Source organism: Gelidibacter mesophilus DSM 14095 (assembly GCF_000423005.1).
Taxonomy (GTDB): domain Bacteria; phylum Bacteroidota; class Bacteroidia; order Flavobacteriales; family Flavobacteriaceae; genus Gelidibacter; species Gelidibacter mesophilus.
In genome coordinates this window covers 67,222-87,600 of record NZ_AUHD01000001.1, presented here as the reverse complement: position 1 = coordinate 87,600, position 20,379 = coordinate 67,222, and the positions used below count along the sequence as shown (strand labels likewise).

14 protein-coding genes are annotated in these 20,379 nt (G+C 37.2%); 10 read left to right on the top strand and 4 right to left on the bottom strand.

Features of this window, described 5'->3' with window-relative positions:
* The first annotated feature begins 294 nt into the window (after positions 1-294).
* From G525_RS0100410 to G525_RS0100395, 4 genes are all read left to right on the top strand, one after another.
* Positions 295-1,548, top strand: coding sequence for a type IX secretion system plug protein (locus G525_RS0100410; RefSeq protein WP_027124367.1), 1,254 nt, complete (start codon positions 295-297; stop codon positions 1,546-1,548).
* 137 nt (positions 1,549-1,685) lie between these two features.
* Entirely contained in the window at positions 1,686-2,072 is a 387-nt protein-coding gene (gene apaG, locus G525_RS0100405; protein WP_027124366.1) for a Co2+/Mg2+ efflux protein ApaG, read from the top strand.
* Positions 2,073-2,402: 330 nt separating this feature from the next.
* Positions 2,403-4,028, top strand: coding sequence for an L-glutamate gamma-semialdehyde dehydrogenase (pruA, locus tag G525_RS0100400; protein ID WP_027124365.1), 1,626 nt, complete (start codon positions 2,403-2,405; stop codon positions 4,026-4,028).
* A gap of 227 nt (positions 4,029-4,255) precedes the next feature.
* A complete protein-coding gene (locus G525_RS0100395; RefSeq protein WP_027124364.1) occupies positions 4,256-5,830 on the top strand; it encodes a T9SS type A sorting domain-containing protein in 1,575 nt (524 codons plus the stop codon).
* Between the two features lie 43 nt (positions 5,831-5,873).
* Here the strand turns inward: G525_RS0100395 and rsmG are convergent, their stop codons facing one another.
* Entirely contained in the window at positions 5,874-6,503 is a 630-nt protein-coding gene (gene rsmG, locus G525_RS0100390; protein WP_027124363.1) for a 16S rRNA (guanine(527)-N(7))-methyltransferase RsmG, read from the bottom strand.
* Positions 6,504-6,649: 146 nt separating this feature from the next.
* On the opposite strand from rsmG, the gene G525_RS0100385 reads away from it, so the two are divergent.
* From G525_RS0100385 to G525_RS0100365, 4 genes are all read left to right on the top strand, one after another.
* Positions 6,650-7,750 (top strand): fatty acid desaturase family protein, encoded by a 1,101-nt coding sequence (locus G525_RS0100385; protein WP_027124362.1) that lies wholly within the window; start codon positions 6,650-6,652, stop codon positions 7,748-7,750.
* A gap of 10 nt (positions 7,751-7,760) precedes the next feature.
* Complete coding sequence (locus G525_RS0100380) at positions 7,761-8,945, top strand: pyridoxal phosphate-dependent aminotransferase (protein ID WP_027124361.1); 1,185 nt, start codon at positions 7,761-7,763, stop codon at positions 8,943-8,945.
* Between the two features lie 780 nt (positions 8,946-9,725).
* Positions 9,726-12,830, top strand: coding sequence for a SusC/RagA family TonB-linked outer membrane protein (locus tag G525_RS0100370; protein WP_027124360.1), 3,105 nt, complete (start codon positions 9,726-9,728; stop codon positions 12,828-12,830).
* 10 nt (positions 12,831-12,840) lie between these two features.
* Positions 12,841-14,397, top strand: a complete 1,557-nt coding sequence (locus tag G525_RS0100365) for a RagB/SusD family nutrient uptake outer membrane protein (RefSeq protein ID WP_027124359.1) — start codon at positions 12,841-12,843, stop codon at positions 14,395-14,397.
* Positions 14,398-14,854: 457 nt separating this feature from the next.
* Here G525_RS0100365 and G525_RS0100360 read toward each other — a convergent pair whose 3' ends face one another.
* Positions 14,855-16,348 (bottom strand): TrkH family potassium uptake protein, encoded by a 1,494-nt coding sequence (locus G525_RS0100360; RefSeq protein WP_027124358.1) that lies wholly within the window; start codon positions 16,346-16,348, stop codon positions 14,855-14,857.
* A 103-nt stretch (positions 16,349-16,451) separates the two neighbouring features.
* Positions 16,452-17,801: a Trk system potassium transporter TrkA gene (trkA, locus tag G525_RS0100355; protein ID WP_027124357.1), complete on the bottom strand. Its 1,350-nt coding sequence runs from the start codon at positions 17,799-17,801 to the stop codon at positions 16,452-16,454.
* 208 nt (positions 17,802-18,009) lie between these two features.
* On the opposite strand from trkA, the gene ubiE reads away from it, so the two are divergent.
* Together ubiE and porT are read left to right on the top strand one after the other, a co-directional pair.
* Positions 18,010-18,738 carry a bifunctional demethylmenaquinone methyltransferase/2-methoxy-6-polyprenyl-1,4-benzoquinol methylase UbiE gene (ubiE, locus tag G525_RS0100350; protein WP_027124356.1) on the top strand — a complete coding sequence of 243 codons (729 nt, stop codon included), beginning with the start codon at positions 18,010-18,012 and terminating at the stop codon, positions 18,736-18,738.
* Between the two features lie 37 nt (positions 18,739-18,775).
* Positions 18,776-19,489 (top strand): type IX secretion/gliding motility protein PorT/SprT, encoded by a 714-nt coding sequence (gene porT / locus G525_RS0100345; RefSeq protein ID WP_027124355.1) that lies wholly within the window; start codon positions 18,776-18,778, stop codon positions 19,487-19,489.
* Between the two features lie 70 nt (positions 19,490-19,559).
* Here the strand turns inward: porT and G525_RS0100340 are convergent, their stop codons facing one another.
* Positions 19,560-20,285 (bottom strand): RNA methyltransferase, encoded by a 726-nt coding sequence (locus tag G525_RS0100340; protein WP_027124354.1) that lies wholly within the window; start codon positions 20,283-20,285, stop codon positions 19,560-19,562.
* Positions 20,286-20,379 lie beyond the last annotated feature (94 nt).

Sequence of the window (20,379 nt, the reverse complement as noted above, 5' to 3'; positions counted from 1 at the left end):
CTGAATTTTAAGACAGGGCACTCCTAAAACTCTTATCTATGCAAGGAGGGAATGCAAAGGTCCATTGTATTTAGCAATCAAAGAAAATTTTTAGATATGGTGCGCAAAATGTCAGATGAAATACCATTTTACAAGATCGTACAATCTGAAAACCATTCATGCCTATCTAAGACTTTAATAATTATAAAGTTAAGCAACATATTACAATACAGAAAGCACAAAAAATCAACGGTGGTTCAATAAATTTCATAGGCATAAATTTTGTGTATCTTTACACTTCAAAATAGTCTTTAAATGACCTTAAGAATCCTAATTTTCTTATTTGTACCCACTCTTATCCCATCTTTCAGCAATGCTCAGGTTTTTGAAATGGCACCTCCCAACCATATAAAAACAATTGTTTTTAGAGGCGATACCAATGAGAGTCAATTACCCATTCTAAAATTGGGTGAACCCCTACTCCTAGAATTTGACGCGCTCACCGGAAACGAACCCGATTTCTATTATGTCATTGAGCATTTTAACTACGATTGGACCCCTTCCAACTTGGTGAAATCTGAATACTTGAGAGGCTTTGACAACCAGCGCATTGTTGATTACAAAAATTCATTTAACACCTATCAGATCTATTCTCATTATATGCTTCAAATTCCCAATCAACAGACCAAAGGTCTATTGGTAACTGGCAATTATCTGATAAGCATTTTCAACGACAATGACGCATTGGTGTTTTCAAGAAAATTTATGATTTATGAGGATCTTGTAAGTGTTGGGGTTGCCTTAAAGCGTTCACGCGAGGTCAAGGATATTGATAAAAAACAATCGGTGGATATTGTAATAAACAGTCGAAATTTAAATTTCAACAACCCTTTGGAAAACGTTAAAAGTTTGATCATCCAAAACAACAATCTTAACACGGCGATTTCTAACGTAAAACCACAATACACCCTCGGCAACCAGTTAATTTATAAATACACTTCAGAAACCAGTTTTTGGGGTGGCAATGAATATCTCTATTTTGAAAATAAAGACGTAAGAGCAGCCAATGTAGGGGTGCAATTTATTGAACTCAAGGACATTTACCACAACTACCTTTTCATCAACACCCCAAGAGCCAATCAGCTTTACACTTACAATCCTGACATTAACGGCAATTTTTTAATCACCGCCTTAGATGCAGAAGATGTTTCTATTGAAGCCGATTATACCATGGTCCACTTTGCTCTTAAGCATCCCGAATTAACGGACGGAAAGTCGATATATGTCTATGGGAATTTCAATAATTACGCTCTTGAACCAGAAAACGAACTTCAATTTAATCCCGAAACAGGACTTTACGAATGTGCCTTTCGCTTAAAACAAGGCTTTTACAACTATAAATATGTGGTAACGGATAGCAACGGAACACTGAACGAAGGGGCGATCAGCGGGGATTTTTATCAGACGGAAAACAACTATAAGGTGTTGGTATATTACAGAGACTTGGGGGCTCGGTACGACCGATTGATTGGGGTTGGCGACGGCTCTTCTGTAGATATTTCAAATTAGCTTAAGTCACCAATCGAAAAATCATTTTTCACACTCATATTTTTAGTTAATGGTAAATGAGTCACATCAAATATTAAAAAGATTACGTAAATACTCTAAATTGTACTATTTTAGCAACAATCAAAACCCTCCTCACCATGGTTCAACAAGTTACGAGCGGCATCAAAATTAGTGTAGAAACTACTTTTGAAGGCACTTTTTATAAAAACTACAAAGTTCATTTTGCTTTTGGTTATAAAGTGACCATAGAAAATCAGAGTAAGGATGCTGTCCAATTGAACACGCGTCATTGGAGAATATTGGATGCTTTAAATAATATAGAGATAATTGAAGGCGAAGGGGTTATTGGCAAAAAACCCGTTTTAAAACCTGGAGAATCCCATACTTACACCTCAGGATGCTTGCTGTCATCTCCTTTCGGCGCTATGCAGGGCCATTACAATATGATCAATTTAACAAAAACCAATAAATTCAAGGTTTATATCCCATCCTTTAAACTCAGTGCGCCTTTCGCGTTAAACTAATTTTACTTTAAATTTATCTTTAACGTATTACTCTATTAGATCGAAAAGAATCCCTTTTTTTTTCGCTTAAATATTTACTGCTATATTCGCTCCTCAAATTCTCCAGCACCCATCTTTAATTACATCCCATAGAAAGACACCTTGCTAACTTATTTTGTTATAAACTAAAATTGTTTTAAATATGAATTTAAGATGACTCATTAAGGTTGCCTTCTTAAAAAAATCAAGCAGGAGATTTAACGTGCATTTAGCATTGTAAGCCCTAAAAAAACACACAAAATTTTGTACCTTTGGCACTTAAAATTTTAAACATTCAAAATCAAAATACTCATGGGAAAAGGATTTTTCAAGGTGCCAATCGCCGTAAACGAACCCGTTAAAACTTACGCTCCAGGATCGTCAGAACGTGAAGCTGTTCTAGCAGAATATTCTAAAATGTATAGCAGCAAAGTTGATGTACCTCTTTATATCAATGGTAAGTATGTAAAAACCAAAAATACGAAAACCATGACTCCTCCCCATGATCATAAACATGTGATTGGATCCTATCATTTGGCTGAGAAAAATCATGTTGAAGATGCCATTGCTACTGCTCTTGAAGCTAGAAAAACATGGTCTCAGTTACCTTGGGAACATCGGGCTGGTATTTTTCTTAAAGCGGCAGAATTGATTGCAGGTCCTTACCGTGCTAAAATAAATGCAGCAACTATGCTTGCACAATCTAAAACAATCTATCAAGCCGAAATTGATTCCGCATGTGAATTAATTGATTTCTTAAGATTTAATGTGCAGTTTATGACGGAGATCTACAACGATCAACCTCAAAGTACAAGTGATGCATGGAACCGAATTGAATACCGACCTTTAGAAGGCTTTACGTACGCTGTAACACCTTTCAACTTCACGGCAATTGCTGGTAATTTGCCTTCATGCATGGCTCTGATGGGAAATGTGGTCATTTGGAAACCAAGTAATCACCAAGTATATTCCGCAAAAGTCATTATGGATGTGTTTGAAGAGGCAGGTGTTCCTGCAGGCGTTATCAATGTTGTTTTTGGTGATGCTGCAATGATTACCGATACACTTATGGCCAGTCCTGATTTTTCTGGCTTACATTATACAGGTTCAACCTCCGTATTCCAAAATTTATGGAAGAAAATTGGAAATAACATTACAAATTACAAAACCTACCCAAGAATTGTAGGAGAAACAGGAGGAAAAGACTTTATCGTAGCTCATAAAACCGCCGATGCCAAACAAGTTGCGACTGCTATTGTAAGAGGTGCTTTTGAATTTCAAGGTCAAAAATGCAGCGCCGCCTCAAGAGGGTATATTGCCAAGAGCCTATGGGGCAAGGTTAAAGAATATGTTATTGAAGACCTAAAAACCATCAAGATGGGTTCTCCAGAGGACATGAGCAATTTTGTTACTGCCGTCATCCATGAAGGTTCTTTTGACAAATTGGCTAATTATATCGATCAAGCAAAAAAAGATAAAAATGCTACGATTATTGCCGGAGGAAATTATGATAAAAGTAAAGGCTATTTCATAGAACCAACGGTTATTGAAACCACCGATCCTAAATATAGCACCATGTGCACTGAACTTTTTGGTCCTGTGATGACCATCTATGTTTATGATGATAAAGATTACAGCAAGACCTTAAAACTAGTAGATGAAACCAGTGAATACGCTTTAACCGGTGCTATTTTAGCAACTGATAGATATGCCATAGACGAAGCTGTTAAAGCACTCCAAAATTCAGCTGGAAACTTCTATATCAATGATAAACCAACAGGTGCCGTAGTGGGCCAACAACCTTTTGGTGGTGCAAGAGCATCAGGAACCAACGACAAAGCAGGTAGCTTACAAAACCTTTTGCGTTGGATTTCGCCAAGAATGGTTAAAGAAACCTTTGTGACACCAACAGATTATCGTTATCCGTTTTTAGGCTAACTATTTCAGTTTCAAAGCACATTTAAAAGAAATCCTCAAATTAACGTTTGAGGATTTTTTTTGTGCCGTGCAAATAAATTATTTTTCAACTTAGCACAACCCATCAAAACTATGTATATTTAAAGTATCATTTAAACAAATCTCTCATGAAAAAAAACTAGTTACTTACCTTATTATTGACCAGTTCTTTCATATTTGCCCAAACTCCGGGCGGTGAAAGCACTATCATGACAGTTGACGGTACTATACCTTATCAAGGACATGATGAAACTTCCCCATTGGTGGGTTCTGCCCAATATAAAATCTATTACGACAATGTTGATGGGGTCTTTGACAAGCCGATTTTTCTGATTGATGGTTTCGATCCTAACGATTCACGAGACATCCCTGCTGTATATGATCTTTTAAATTATGGCACATCGGGAATGAACTTGGGCGATTTAGTCCGAAATGAGGGTTTTGACTTAGTTATCGTCAATTTTGAAGCGGCCTACCCTAGCCCCACCGATGGCACGACACTTATGGGTGGTGCAGATTTTATTCAACGTAATGCTTTTACTTTTGTGGAACTTATCAACATCATAAACAGCACAAAAGTGGGCTCTGAACAAAATGTAGTCATTGGTCCAAGCATTGGAGGGCTCATCTCTAGATACGCACTGAGATATATGGAGCAAAACATGTTGGATCATGACACTAGGCTCTACCTGGCTTTTGACACCCCACATTTGGGAGCCAACGTTCCAATTGGCATGCAATACCTTTTCAATTATATGGTCAATGGCACACCAGGTCTTTCGGAGGCTGAACCGTTGGTAAACGGCCTGTTGAATAGTCCTGCCGCAAAACAAATGCTAATCGATCATTATTTAGGACATGTTAATGGTTCTGGAGTTGTACAAACCAACGCTACACATACGCCAATGGGGGCCCCAAATTTTAGAGATGCCTTCCAAGCAGAAATGGACGCCATGGGCTTTCCACAAAACACACGAAACGTAGCTATTACAAATGGTAGTGGCAAAGGAGAAATGACAGGAACTCCAGGAATGGAACTCATCAATGAAACCTTTGACACAGGTAATGTCAATATTGGAGGAATTCCTGTTCCAACTAGAGCAAAAGTTATCGTGAATTTTGCACCAGCAGCAGACCAAAGCATAAAGGTGGCAGACTTTGTTGGTCAAGCGTGGATTTTTGCGTGGGCTGACGTTTTAGGTTTTAGCGCAACTGCCCAATCACCTAGCACTTCAGATGGTTTGGATAGTGCACCTGGAGGGCAATTTGATTTATATACCTTTGATGATGGCAGCAATCCTTTAATAACTCAATTTACTGAGAGTCTCAAATCCCAATACTTTAGTTTCATTCCAACGTTAAGCGGGATGGCCATAGAAAACGAAACGAATTGGTATACAAATCCAGATCCATCGAATTCACCTTTTAGCGCCTCTTACATTCCAGCGGATAATGAACCACATATCACCTTAACTCAAGGGAACGTCACTTTTGCATTGACTGAAATATTTCAAGGTACGCTTGGCACTGACAATTTTGTCAAGACGCACCATCTGAGACTACAACAAAATCCGGTGCGCAACGCTGTAACCTTATTAAGTAGCACTGATTTTAAAAATGCAACTGTTTCCATTGTGGATCTTACTGGAAAACTGGTCTTAAATTCAAGTATTTCTCTGTCTAAACGTACAACTGTTCCTCTTAATTTAGAATCGGGTCTATACCTTCTGAATGTTCAAACCGAGGATGGATTGAGATACCACACAAAATTTGTAGTAAAATAAAATTTTTGTATTCATAAGCAAAGCAAAAGGCTGAATTTTGAATTCAGCCTTTATATTTTATTGGTAGATGCACCAATTTTTTCGTTTCAAAGAATTCTTCTTTATAAAATTCAGAAATATCATAAATGGCAGCTTTAGGAAAGTCCAATAATTCTTCAGTCAAATCACCGCCTTTCAAATAGATAATCCCATTTTTAAGCTCATGATTCTGCTTTTTGGCTATTTTCCCATTTACCCAATGCACGAAAGTAGGCATAGCTGCAACGGCTCTACTCACAATAAAATCATAAGTATCTCCTACTTCTTCAACTCGACAATGCGAGGTTTTCACATTGGTCAATTCCAAACCTTGAACGACCTCATCAACAACTTTTATTTTTTTGGCGATGCTATCGACTAAATGAAAATTTGTTTCAGGAAACAGAATGGCCAAAGGAATTCCTGGAAAGCCACCTCCTGTGCCAACATCTAGAACTCGAGATCCTGGCTTGAATGAAATTAGCTTCGCAATAGCCAAAGAATGAAGCACATGGCGCAGGTATAACTCGTCAATATCCTTGCGTGAAACCACATTTATTTTTAGGTTCCAATCTTTGTAGAGATCTTCCAATTGTCCAAATTGGATCCTCTGAAGTTCAGATAAATCAGGAAAATAATGTTTAATGAGTTGCATTCTGCTCTAATTTTTAGCAAAAATAAGCATTTTTATATGGATATTTTTAGCATATTCTTATCTAGTTCGCGGCATTAATTGATTATCTTTGCAGCATCTTAATATGGTGGCTTGATTTTTGAAGTTATCTTAATAAATACACATCGATGACACATCAAACTCTATCCTTCTCGAGAAATGATTCTGCAAAATTTTTCAGAACATTAAATAAACGGGTCAATGATTACTTTAAAGATAACAATATAAAGCGCACAGGAAACTGGAAAATATGGTTGAAAACTGTAGTGATGTTTACCTTATTTTTAACGCCATATTTTTTAATCCTTACTCTTGATTTACCAGGTTGGTCCATGTTGCTGCTAACCATTGTTATGGGCGTTGGAATGGCAGGAGTAGGCATGAATGTGATGCATGATGGCAATCACGGCGCTTTCTCGAATAAAGAATGGATTAACCGTCTCATGGGAAGTAGCATCTATATTCTGGCAGGAAATGTTTATAATTGGAAAGTGCAGCACAATGTACTTCATCATACCTATACGAACATCCATGGACATGATGAAGATTTGGAAGCCGGACGTATTTTACGATTCTCAAGACATTCAGAATGGCAGAAGCACCATAGATTTCAGCATTATTATTCTGTTTTGTTATATGGTTTATTGACTATCAACTGGGCTATAACCACTGATTTTTTGCAAATGAGGCGCTATATGAAACGTAAATTGTCCTATGGCAAATTCCCTAATCCGGCAACGGAATGGAGCAAATTGGTGATTTCAAAAATTATATATGTTTCCATTTGGATTGTTTTACCTTTGGTTTTGACAGATATTGCATGGTGGAAAGTGCTCATCGGTTTTTTTGTTATGCATTATGTTGCCGGCCTTATTTTGAGTGTTGTATTTCAATTGGCACATGTTATGGAAGACGCTGAAATGCCATTACCCGCAGAAAATGGAACAATGAAAAACACGTGGGCCATTCATCAATTAAATACCACAGTTAATTTTGGTACAAATAGTAAAATTATAAATTGGTTCACTGGCGGATTAAACCATCAGGTAGAACATCATATTTTTCCTCACATTAGCCACATTCATTATTCTAAAATCTCAAAAATCGTCAAGGAGACTGCTTTAGAATTCAACTTGCCATATAAAGAATACGCGACCACGCGCAAAGCAATTGCTGCACATTTCAGATATTTAAAAGAAATGGGACTTAATCCTGCTCTTCACGCTTAATTATTATTAAATGAACTTACTTTCAGATAGAATTGTAAACATGTCTACTTCTGCTACCTTAGCCATGGCTGCTAAAGCCAGAGAATTACGGGCAGAAGGAAAAGACATCATCGGGTTGAGCTTAGGCGAACCAGACTTTAACACACCAGACTATATAAAAGATGCCGCCATACAGGCCATCCATGACAACTATAGTTCGTACACCCCGGTTGACGGGTACGTAGAATTAAAAGATGCGATTATCAATAAATTCAAACGTGACAATAGTTTAAAGTACACTCATAGTCAAATAGTGGTATCAACAGGCGCTAAGCAATCACTTGCTAATCTCGCCGCTGTATTAATCAACAAAGGTGATGAAGTCATCTTACCTTGCCCCTATTGGGTGAGCTACGCCGATTTAGTGAAGCTCAATGACGGCGTACCGGTTGAAGTACCGACCACAATCGCAACCGACTTTAAAATGACACCAGAGCAACTGGAAGCTGCCATTACACCTAATACCAAAATGCTTTGGTACAGTTCACCTTGCAACCCAAGCGGTTCTGTATACAGTAAAGAGGAACTACGCGCTTTAGCAGATGTGTTGCAAAAACACCCGAATATCATCGTGGTTTCTGATGAGATTTATGAGCATATCAATTTTTCAGGCGAGCATTCAAGTATGGCGGAGTTTGAAGATATGTATGAACGGACGGTTACTGTAAATGGTGTTTCAAAAGCCTTTGCCATGACTGGTTGGCGTATTGGTTATATTGGAGGTCCTGAAAAAATAGCACGGGCTTGCAACAAAATGCAAGGACAGATTACAAGTGGTGCGAATTCCATCGCCCAACGTGCGGTTATTACAGCTCTAATTGAACCGCCATCGCGAGTACAGTTTATGATTGATGAATTTAAAATTCGTCGTGATTTGGTGCTTGATTTACTAAACGACATTGAAGGATTTAAAACGAATATTCCTGAAGGTGCATTTTATGTTTTCCCAAATGTGTCCTATTATTTTGGTAAGACCCTAAAAGGAAAGACAATAAATAACGCATCTGATTTCTCATTATTCCTGCTTGAAGAAGCACTCGTGGCCACAGTTGATGGCGGTGCGTTTGGAAATCCAGATTGCATTAGAATTTCTTATGCAGCATCTCAAGACCAGATAAAAGAAGCCCTAACACGTATAAAAATTGCGGTTTCTTAAAACTCACTCTTTTTTTTAAAACCATATAAGCCACTTTAATCGCGTGGCTTTTTGGTTTTTAGGTGTTAGACTCACCATGAAATTCATTTCTTAAATGAGAATGACTCAACGCTATCATCGTATCTATTTTATGATATTTTTTTTTAACACTACATCCTATTAAGAGTAAATGATGCGTATTAGATTTTGCTCGCCCTATAAAAAAACGAGTTAACTCTATTATTTTTTCCAATAATTGTTTGGCTTATATCTACTCCAATTTTAATACAGCCTACTCTCCTTATTTTCATTTTAAAATATGCGCCAACCGTATGTTTTAGAATTAATTTTTTAACATCATTTTACACAAAATTGAATATCCCAGTTGTATCCCAAATACTGACATTTCTATAATGTTATGCCTGAATAAATTAACCATAATTATTCCCTAATAAAAATCATTTTTGAACAAACTCCGAAGGCTCAACTGAAGCTTTAAAAAAATAAGTAGGACAAAAAGTCAATTACGGCCACAATCTTCAGTTAATGTTACTCTTAGCAGACACATTGGGATCAAAATATAAGAGAATTTGATAATTTTTAAATCTGTTAAATTCATTTATAATATTATACAAACAACTAATATTCAGCATGTTGAACAACCAGAATACCATATAACAAATATTCCATAAGAGCAATTTTAACATTATTTTTGTTAATATTATGGTTATTTAACATAAAGTATTGTTTCATATAAATATTTTGGCTTCATTTGCTGGCATAATTCTAACCATTTCATAAATGAAAACAAAATTTAGTTTAATTCTAACACTTTGTATAGTGTTAATTGCACAAATGACATTTGCGCAACAAAAATCCATTTCAGGAACAGTTTCTGATGAATCTGGGATATCTTTAGCTGGAGTCAATATTCTAGTAAAAGGAACAGCGACTGGAACTCAAACGGATTTTGACGGTAAGTATGCCATTAATGCAAAAACGGGTGATATTTTATCATTCACTTACGTGGGACTAAAAACCCAAGAACAAACAGTAGGTGCTTCCAACATCATTAATGTTGCCATGGCCGAAGATGCTTCTGTTTTAGATGAAATCGTAGTCGTAGGTTACGGAGTACAAAAAAAATCAGAGGTCACTGGCGCCATCTCTAGCATCTCCGGATCTGACATTCAAGGTTTGGTAACTCCAAGTTTTGAATCTCAATTAGCTGGTAGAGCTGCTGGTGTGCAAGTAACCTCAAATAATGGAATTATTGGAGAAGCCCCAAGAATTAGAATTAGAGGTATTGCCTCAATTGGTTCTGGAACCTCCCCACTTGTAGTAGTTGATGGAATGCCTATTTATTCTGGCGACATAGGAGGTTATGCCTCTTCAAATGGATTAGGAGACATTAACCCAAATGACATTGAATCTTATGAGATCTTAAAAGATGGGGCCGCAACAGCAATTTATGGTTCAAGAGCAGCCAATGGTGTTATCTTAATTACCACCAAGAAAGGAAAGCGCGGCACTATGAAAGTTAGCTACAATACCGTGACTGGTTTTGCTTCCGCAATCAAAACTTTCGATCTTTTAGAAACACCTGATTTTTTACTTATTGCTAATGAAAAACGTACAAACAGAGGACAGGCTCCTTGGGCAATTGGCAATGAATATAATACAGATTGGCAAAAAGCAGTACTTAATTCTGGGGCTCTTCAAATAGATCACAACCTTTCTTTAAACGGTGGATCTGAAAGCACAAAGTATTTTTTCTCAATAGGCTATGCAAACCAACAAGGTGTTGCAAAATCAAACAGCTTGGAACGATTCAATTTGAGATCAAACATCGAGCATAAAATGAACAAATGGCTTACCGTGGGTGGAAGCATTGCCATTACAAGAACTGAATATGATGGTTTGAATACGGGCATGAACTCATTGTCAGGTAATATTTTTAACGCCACCAGACAATTACCAAATACACCTATATACAATTCTGAGCACCCAACCGGCTATAACTTATCTTCTGATAACAGTGTTGTGGGCCAATGGGATAACACTGATCCAGTAGGAGATAATATTTCAAATATCGCTTACGTTTTAGACAAGAACGTCTATCAATCAAAAATCAATAGAACTATCGTGAACACGTTTGCGTCTATGGATTTATTTGATGGGTTTAATTATAGATTTCAAGCAAGTGCGGACAACCCAATAACCTCTGGATTTTTATATTGGAATCCTGTTCATGGTGATGGTAGAGGATCTAATGGAAGGTTACAAAACAGCAGTAGTGATTTGTTAACGTGGAACATCCAAAATATTATCTCATATAACAAATCATTCAACGATGCACATAATGTAGGAGTGACACTAGTTGCAGAATACCAAAAAGCCAAAAATCAGTCATTTTTTGGAACAGGTACAGATTTATTGGATGAATTTTATAACCAAAATCTAGTTACCAACGCCTACGGAACGCAAACCTCTGGTGGTGGCATTACTGAAAATGGCATCATTTCTTATGTTGGCCGTTTGAGCTATAACTACAAACAAAAATATTTCCTTCAAGGCTCTATCCGACGTGATGGGATATCAAAGTTAAGTGAAGCCAATCGTTGGAATAACTTTACAGGGTATTCTGCTGGATGGAATATTGCTAACGAAGGATTTTGGGGTGATCTAAAAAATACCATTAATGAATTTAAATTAAGAGGGTCCTACTCTGAAGTTGGAAATACTGAAATTGGGAGTTACCCATACTTAGGATTAACCTCTGCTTCAAAATACGGGAATTTGAACGGGATCACCTTTAGTCAATTTGGAAATGACCAATTGTTATGGGAAACCAGTAAAAAGACTGACTTTGGATTGGATGTAGCCTTATTCAACAACAGATTGAGATTGAATCTTGACTACTATAACAATGATATTGATGGTTTAATCTTAGATGTTCCACTTCCTGCGTCCTTAGGTGTTCCTGGCAACCGAATCAAAAAGAATATCGGTGCGATGAGCAACAAAGGCTATGAATTTGGAGCAGAGTTTAGAGCTATTTCAAATGATAAATTCTCTTGGAATATTACAGCCAATCTTACTTTAGACAAAAATGAAGTCTTGAGCATTCCTGAAGGACAGGATATTTTGGGTGGCACATTTTCTGATGCGAATATTGCCCAAAATTTAATCATTAGAGAAGGCGAACCAATTAACTCCATTTATGGGTTTAAATATTGGGGATCTAACCCTGCAAATGGGAATCCAGTGTATTACAAAGCAGATGGGTCATTAGTTCAAGGAAATATCACCAATGGAAAATATAGTGTATTTAATGCTAGCAATCCTTCTGATCTTTCAGAGAGCGCTACGTTAAGTGCGAGTTCAGACCGCGTAATTTTAGGAAGTTCATTACCAAAATACTATGGTGCACTTATCAATCGATTTACTTATGGTGATTTTGATTTAAGTTTTATGTTCCGTTTTAGTGGTGGCAACAAAATCTTCAATTCCACCAGAAGAGATTTAGTGACCCAAAACTTAAATAACAACAGTACAGAGATTTTAGGCAGATGGCAAAGTCCAGAAAACCCAGGAGATGGGGTAACACCAAGATTATGGGCAAGTAGTAATACTTTTACCAATTTAACAGGTAGCGCCTCCTCAAGGTTCTTGGAAGATGGTGATTTTATTAGCTTGGACAACCTAACTTTAGGCTATCAAATGCCAAAGTCATTAACTGAAAGAATTAAAGTTGACACTATCAGATTATTTGTTCAAGGACAAAACCTATTAACTATTACAGATTATAATGGTTTGAATCCTGAGATGGAAACCGGCGGCGTTGATCTAAATGGAACTCCTAGAGCAAGAATTTTATCTGTAGGATTAAATGTTAATTTATAATATTAAAAAGATGAAAAATATATTCAAATTTTTAGCAGTAACTGTCATCGGAATCGGAATGGTTTCATGTTCAGAAGAGGCTATTTTAGACTTGAGCCCTATCAATAATATTTCTATTGATGATGCCTTTTCTTCTCCTTCACTAATTGAAAGTTCGCTTAATGGCATGTACAATGCAGCCGCAATTGGAGAATACACCGGTACAGGAAGAGGTTATATTTGGGGCGCTGCGTTCGTGCAACAAGGTGACAATAGAGGTGAAGATGTAGTAAACACTGCCACCTTCTACCAATTGACCTATACCGCTACTTATGATGGTACAACTGCAAATAACGTATATTATTGGGTGGACGGTTACAGACTGATCAACAGAACCAATCTCGTTATTGAAGGTGTTACAAAAGCCATTGAAAATGGTATCATAAGTGCAGAAGTAGGTAATGATTATATTGGGCAAGCTAAATTTTTACGAGCCATTACCCATTTTGAATTGTTAACTTATTTTGCAAGACCTTATAATTTTTCTTCTGGTGCATCTCATCCAGGAGTTCCTTATAGAGAAGTTGGCATTGATACCCAAAGTGAAATTGATTCAGAAATGTTAAAAGGCAGAAATACTGTTGCTGAGTGTTATCAAAAAGTTTTAGCAGATTTAAATGATGCTGAAAACACCATTACCAACACCCAGCTCACCAAGGCTTCTAAAAATGCCGCTATTGCCTTTAAAACACGTGTATATTTACACATGAGAGATTGGAACAAGGTAATTACCGAAGGTACTAAACTTGCAGGCGCTTACACTTTAACAGCAGAACCAGATGGCGTATTTGACGATAGCTACAGCAACACTGAATCTATCTTCTCAGTATTACAATCTGACACCAATAACCCTGGCGTGAATGCGGCTTTAGCTTCTCAATATAATAGAAGACGTTTGGTTGCCATTAGCCCTATCATTTGGAGAGATCCAAGTTGGTTGGTGGATGACAAACGAAGAAAGGAAACTTATGAAGCTGATGCTCCAGACGGAATGGTGTTTACAGTAGACGGAAGAAAATATACTGCAAAATACAGAGACGGTGTGACGTACACGGATGCTTCACCAATCATCAGATATGCTGAAGTATTATTAAACATGGCTGAAGCACAAGCTCGAAAATCTCCAGCAGATTTATCTGCCTCTCTAGAACTTTTAAATCGAGTGAGAAATCGATCATTAGAGAATCCTACAGCTCAAGCCTACACATCTTCCTCATTTACAACTGCTGCTGCATTAGTTGGTGCTATCTTAAAAGAACGGAGAATTGAATTCTTAATGGAAGGTAGACGTTGGTCAGATATTCACAGATTACAAGGTGATGATCTTCAACCAATCGATGGTATTCCTGCAAAAGTAGATAATGGAAATCCTCCAGCTTCTGCTTACGTTTTGGGCACACCTTATACAGGACCTTACGGCGTAGCTGCAATTCCTGGAACCGATACTAGATTTTTATGGCCAATTCCTCAAATAGAAATTGACGCTAATCCAATTTTAGCTACACAGCAAAATCCAGGTTGGGAATAATGATATTTTTGTTAGTCTAAATTGAATAGCTCGACAATTTTAAAACTTGTATAGCTATAAAAAAACCGTCTCGAGGTTCGAGACGGTTTTTGCTTTTTAAGATGCTCTTTTTCAAACAGTCAACACGTCATCTCGAAGAGATAAAATGAAAGATCCAGCTCAACAAAAGAAGCTTTCTAAAGATTGACATCAGATCTACCCAACATTTCTAATTCACATCAGTTTTAAAAATCAAGGTAACCCCTGAAAGTAGCCTGTACTATAAAAATGCCCCATAACAAATCCGCTTTTACCCGCATTTAATTGAAGAACAGGAAATTACAATTAATAGAGATAGTGTGGATAGAAATGTATTTAGTAGAAAAGGCACATCGTAAGATAATGATCATTTTTCTTCCAAATGCCTTAATGAAAGCGTAAACCACTATCCAGTAATTTGTTATTTCAGATTTTGAAATCACCTATTCCTCCAAAAGAAAGGCGTCAATAAAATCAACACTGTAAATAATTCCAAACGCCCAATGAGCATCAGGAAAGAGGCCCACCATTGCGCTAGTGGCGGCAACGCAGCATAGTTGTTCACCGGACCAAAATTACCCAAGGCAGGACCGATATTACCCAAGCTTGAAGCTGATAAGCCGATAGCTGACTGGAAGTCAATCTCAAACATTGAAAATACCAAGGCGCCCACTATAAAGGAAATCATGTAGAGAATAAAAAAACCGAGGATATTGTAAACGATGACCCCCGTTATTGCCTTTGCATTATAGCGCACAGGTAATACGGCATTGGGATGAAGTGCACGTTTAAATTCTAAAAAACCATTCTTTATCAATATCAAATGGCGCATAACCTTTACCCCACCCGAGGTACTGCCTGCAGACCCCCCTAAAAACATCAGCCCGAAGAAAAGCACTACTAAAAAAGGCGTCCATAAGGTATAATCTGCACTAATAAAACCTGTGGTTGTGATTACAGTTAACACCTGAAACAAGGCGTGCCTAACGGCACTTTCAGCTCTTCCCCAAACCATGGGGTGGTCAATTGAAGAAAGCGATAAATCAGCCCTAAAATAAATAATCAATGCCGCAATTGCAGTAAACGAAACGACAAACCTAAAGTACCAACGTAATTCCTCATCATTCAAGGCCTTTTGCACACGCCCTTTAAATGCATAATAGCTCAACACAAAATTGGAACCAGCTAAAAACATAAATATGATGATAATATATTGAATGGTAGGATTGTCATTCCAATAGGCGACACTCGCATTTTTTGTTGAAAACCCACCCGTGGATATGGTACTCATAGAATGATTAATCGCATCAAAGAAGGACATTCCAGCAACCTTTAATAAAATAGTTTCTGCGGCGGTATAACCAAAATAAATCAACCATAAACGTTTTGCAGTATCTGTAATACGCGGATGTAATTTATCGGCACTAGGCCCTGGAGCTTCCGCGGCAAATAACTGCATGCCTCCAATTCCAAGTAATGGCAAGATGGCTATCGCCAAAACAATAATCCCCATGCCACCAATCCAATGGGTTGTACTTCTCCAAAACAAAACACCTTTCGGAACAATTTCAATATCATTTAATATGGTGGCCCCAGTAGTCGTATACCCAGACATGGTCTCAAAAAATGCACTTGTAAAGCTAGAAATCACCTCTGTTGCCAAATACGGCAAAGCTCCAGAAACCGCCATGACAATCCATCCAAAGGCCACTACCATATAGCCTTCACGCTTATTCATCTCTTTGCTGTGGTTTTTTGTAGATAGCATTAAAAAAACACCTATTAACAGCACTGCCAAACCAGAGATAAAAAGCTCCAAAGTAACGCCATCTTTATAAAGGAAACTGACTAGAGTTGCCAACAGCATAAAGCCACCATTAAAAAGAAGCAGCAGTCCAAAAAAATAAATGATGATTTTGTAGTTGATTTTCATAGAGTTTCTTACAAAAATGGCAGACTTAAAGTCAAAGACCGTCGACGTATTCCTATTTAATTAAATGTGAAGTTATAAAGATGCTATTATATAATTTAACGGCTTAAAAAAAGAGTTTTTCAACGTCAGTTATAGACTTAGGAAGACAACAGACCACTACTCTATCTCCAGCTTGTACTTTAAAATCTCCCAGCGGAATAATTCCTTTCCCATTCCGGATCACACCACCAATAATGGCCGAGCGCGGAAAATCCAAATCCTTGATAAACTTGTCCGTAATTTTTGATCGGGTCTTTACCACAAACTCCAACAACTCCGCATTCATATTATTGAGCTTGGTCATTGCTACCACTTCACCTTTACGGATGTATCTAAAAATATTATTGGCTGCCAAGAGCTTCTTATTGATCAAGGTGTCAATTCCAATAGATTCAGAGATTTGATAGTAATCCATGTTTTCAACTAAGGCAATGGTTTTTTTCACACCTTTAGATTTGGCCACTAAACATGACATGATATTAGTTTCTGAATTTCCAGTCACCGCAATGAAAGCATCCATATTGCTAATATTCTCTTCTTCCAACAAATCCACATTTCGTCCATCGCCATGTATGACTAAAGCGTTCGGCAAATCATCGGCCATCTCAAAGGCCACATCCTTATCACTTTCTACCAGCTTAACATTGAATTTGGCGGCACATAAGTCTTTCGCTGTTTTATGACCAATCTTACTACCACCAAGAATCATGACATTCTTAACATCCAATCTCATTTTTCCTGAAAGTCCAAACAACTCTTCTGCTCCCCCTTTTGAGGTCACAAAAATCACTTTATCGCCTTCCTTAAATTGCGTGTCGCCACGAGGTATGATGGTATATTGTGTTCCGAACCGCTGAATCGCGATTGGTACAAAATGAAGTTGAGGAAATACCTCCGCAGCTTCCTGAACCGTTTTATCAACAAAAAGTGCCGTCTTTGACAACCTCAAACTCAGCATGGTCAGTGCGCCTTCCTCAAATTCATAACCATCATCAAAACCATATTGGTTTAAAAGCAGCTCTATTTCTCCTGCAGCTAAAGATTCTGGTGAAATTAGTTCGTCGATGCCAAATTTAGAAAAACCAACCTCGTCCTTTTGGTCAATAAATTCTGTATTTGAAATTCTCGCAATGGTTCGTCTCGCACCTAGTTGTTTTGCCAAAACACAGGCGGTAATATTTGTGGTTTCTGAAGAAGTTACAGCAATAAATAGGTCTGAACTTTCAATGCGAGCATCCTTTAAAACCGCAATTGAGGTGGTGTCACCTTTAATAACTCTGATATCCAAATGATCGATGGCATAAACCAAACTGGCCTTTTTTGTATCTAATAACGTGATCTCTTGTGATTCGTAGGATAGTAACTTCGCCAAATGGAATCCGACTTCACCTGCACCTGCAATGATTATTTTCATTTAATTTTGTATTCAAAACGTCACACAAATATAAAACATTTAAAAGTCTCCGTTAAAATTTACAACTGTTATAATAAATTTTCAAAATATCAAAGTACATTGTTAGAAAGCGTTATCTCTTTAGATAAAGTCCATTTCATTTTAGCTTTTCATTTAAAGTTGCCGAATTTGCAATGAAAAAATATGTAATTTTGGCAAAAACATTGGTATGTCAGAAAAAGTGAAGCCATATAAGGATAGTGAGTTGAACAAAAAGCAACAGGTGGCTCAAATGTTTGATACAATTTCAAACGAATATGATGGATTAAACCGCGTTATTTCTTTTGGAATTGATGTTAAATGGCGAAAAAAAGTTGTTGACATCATTACAAAATCTAATGCTAACCGAATTCTTGATATAGCTACTGGAACGGGTGATTTGGCAATAAATCTTGCTAAAACCAACGCAAAAGAAATTATAGGCCTAGATATTAGTGAGGGCATGCTTGAGGTGGGCCGAAAAAAAATTGCCGAACGTAAATTGGATCACAAAATTAAAATGATGCTTGGTGATTCTGAAGACCTTCCTTTTGAGGATAATAGTTTTGATGCTATTTCTGTAGCATTTGGGGTTAGAAATTTTGAAAATCTAGAGAAAGGGCTTTCTGAAATTTTACGGGTTTTAAAACCTAATGGAATATTTGTGATTTTGGAAACCTCTGTTCCCATAAAAACACCCTATAAACAAGGCTACAAATTCTATTCTAAATACGTTTTGCCAACCATCGGAAAAGTGTGTTCAAGAGATCGGGTGGCGTATTCATATTTGAGTGAATCAGCTTCTGTTTTTCCTTACGGAGAAGCTTTAAACAATATTTTAAGAGAAATTGGGTTTAGTAATGTGAAGGATTTGCCACAAACCTTTGGAGTGGCAACCATTTATACGGCAAACAAGTAAATAGCTCCAAACAAATTAGATCCAGAACCTCTAAAGAATGAAAAGAACCAGCATAATCATACTGCTTTTACTGATTTGCAATTCAGCATCAGCCCAATTATTCACTAAAGAAAAGATTAAAAACCAAGAGAATTTCGATAAGCAATTATTGACTTGGGGCTATTTTCTAGGCTTTAATAGCTATGATTTTAAATTTGAATACGAACAAGATCTAAAAGATATTCATGTTCAAACCAATGTCGGTTTTAATGTAGGTTTAATTGGCGATTTAAGGATCAATGAGTATTTTAATCTGCGCTTTGAACCAGGTTTGTATATTTCTCAAAGAAACCTGCAATATGATGAAAGCTATTTTGAGGGTATGTCATTCAATCAATCAGACTTATTGCGGGAAGTCAAATCCACTTATATTCATTTCCCCTTATTGTTAAAAGCATCGACCAAACGGATTAATAATTTTAAACCTTTTTTAGTTGGAGGTTTTTCTACGGCATTGAACTTATCAAGTAATGAAGATAATCCCGACGACAACAGTGCGGGCCAGTTCCGTACCAAAAAAGGGATGTTCTTTTATGAGGTGGGTTTTGGCGTTGACCTGTATTTGGAATGGTTTAAGTTCACCCCTTCCATAAGAGGGATTTTTGCCATTAATGATGAACTGGTTATAGATTCAGATATTGACAGCCCGTGGACAGGCAATGTGGCTACAATGAAAACACGGGGTGTTTTTGTGAATTTCACGTTTCAATAAAAGGCTCCCATGGATTTCGCGCATTTTGGAAAACTGCCTACTAAACTAAATGATAAACGTCCTCTAATCCCTACCCCCTCCTTTTAAACTCACTCAACAAAATAGCCGTTGCGGTAGCTACATTTAAACTTTCAGTGGCATGATGTTGGCTAAAACTAGGGATGCTTATCCTATTCTCAATAAGCGCTTCTATTTCTGCCGAAATGCCGTTGGCTTCATTGCCCATTATCAATATGCCCTTTTCAGGCAGTACACTTCCATAAACATTAATTCCATCCATAAAAGCCCCAAACTTTTGAAGGTCGGCCTCTCTTAAAAATTCTTCTAAATTCAGGTAATTCACATGGACCCTGGTTAAAGAGCCCATAGTGGCTTGCACCACTTTGGGATTGTAACAATCCACAGTCGTCTCGCTACATACCAAATGCTCTATCCCAAACCAATCACAAAGTCTAATAATCGTCCCCAAATTACCCGGGTCTCGCACAGCGTCCAATGCCAAAATTAGATGGTCTTGGGACACTTTTTTAGGGTTAGGAATTTCAAAAATGCCGACCACTTGTTGCGGGGTGGTTAAAGCACTTATTTTCTTGAGATCAGGTTCAGAAATCAAACTGAATTTTTCAGGTGGGCAATCATATTGATCAGTTACAGCATACAGATGATTTAAGCGGACATCAGATTTTAAAAACTCATCAACCCCCTTTTTTCCTTCAACAATAAAAAGCTGATGCTTCGTGCGTTGCTTTTTTTGTCCTAGGCTCGTAATTAATTTTATCTGATTCTTTGTTAACATTAAAATGTATTTACTTTTGTTACGTTAATAATTCCTACTAAGGATTTTTTTAATGTTTGTTTTACCACCTTTAAATACAGTAAATTTGACCCCA

Bases quoted from the DNA above. Each gene is read 5' to 3' on its own strand.
- G525_RS0100410 (WP_027124367.1), top strand. From the start codon at position 295: ATGACCTTAAGAATCCTAATTTTCTTATTTGTACCCACTCTTATCCCA.
- apaG (WP_027124366.1), top strand. From the start codon at position 1,686: ATGGTTCAACAAGTTACGAGCGGCATCAAAATTAGTGTAGAAACTACT.
- pruA (WP_027124365.1), top strand. From the start codon at position 2,403: ATGGGAAAAGGATTTTTCAAGGTGCCAATCGCCGTAAACGAACCCGTT.
- G525_RS0100395 (WP_027124364.1), top strand. From the start codon at position 4,256: ATGACAGTTGACGGTACTATACCTTATCAAGGACATGATGAAACTTCC.
- rsmG (WP_027124363.1), bottom strand. From the start codon at position 6,503: ATGCAACTCATTAAACATTATTTTCCTGATTTATCTGAACTTCAGAGG.
- G525_RS0100385 (WP_027124362.1), top strand. From the start codon at position 6,650: ATGACACATCAAACTCTATCCTTCTCGAGAAATGATTCTGCAAAATTT.
- G525_RS0100380 (WP_027124361.1), top strand. From the start codon at position 7,761: ATGAACTTACTTTCAGATAGAATTGTAAACATGTCTACTTCTGCTACC.
- G525_RS0100370 (WP_027124360.1), top strand. From the start codon at position 9,726: ATGAAAACAAAATTTAGTTTAATTCTAACACTTTGTATAGTGTTAATT.
- G525_RS0100365 (WP_027124359.1), top strand. From the start codon at position 12,841: ATGAAAAATATATTCAAATTTTTAGCAGTAACTGTCATCGGAATCGGA.
- G525_RS0100360 (WP_027124358.1), bottom strand. From the start codon at position 16,348: ATGAAAATCAACTACAAAATCATCATTTATTTTTTTGGACTGCTGCTT.
- trkA (WP_027124357.1), bottom strand. From the start codon at position 17,801: ATGAAAATAATCATTGCAGGTGCAGGTGAAGTCGGATTCCATTTGGCG.
- ubiE (WP_027124356.1), top strand. From the start codon at position 18,010: ATGTCAGAAAAAGTGAAGCCATATAAGGATAGTGAGTTGAACAAAAAG.
- porT (WP_027124355.1), top strand. From the start codon at position 18,776: ATGAAAAGAACCAGCATAATCATACTGCTTTTACTGATTTGCAATTCA.
- G525_RS0100340 (WP_027124354.1), bottom strand. From the start codon at position 20,285: ATGTTAACAAAGAATCAGATAAAATTAATTACGAGCCTAGGACAAAAA.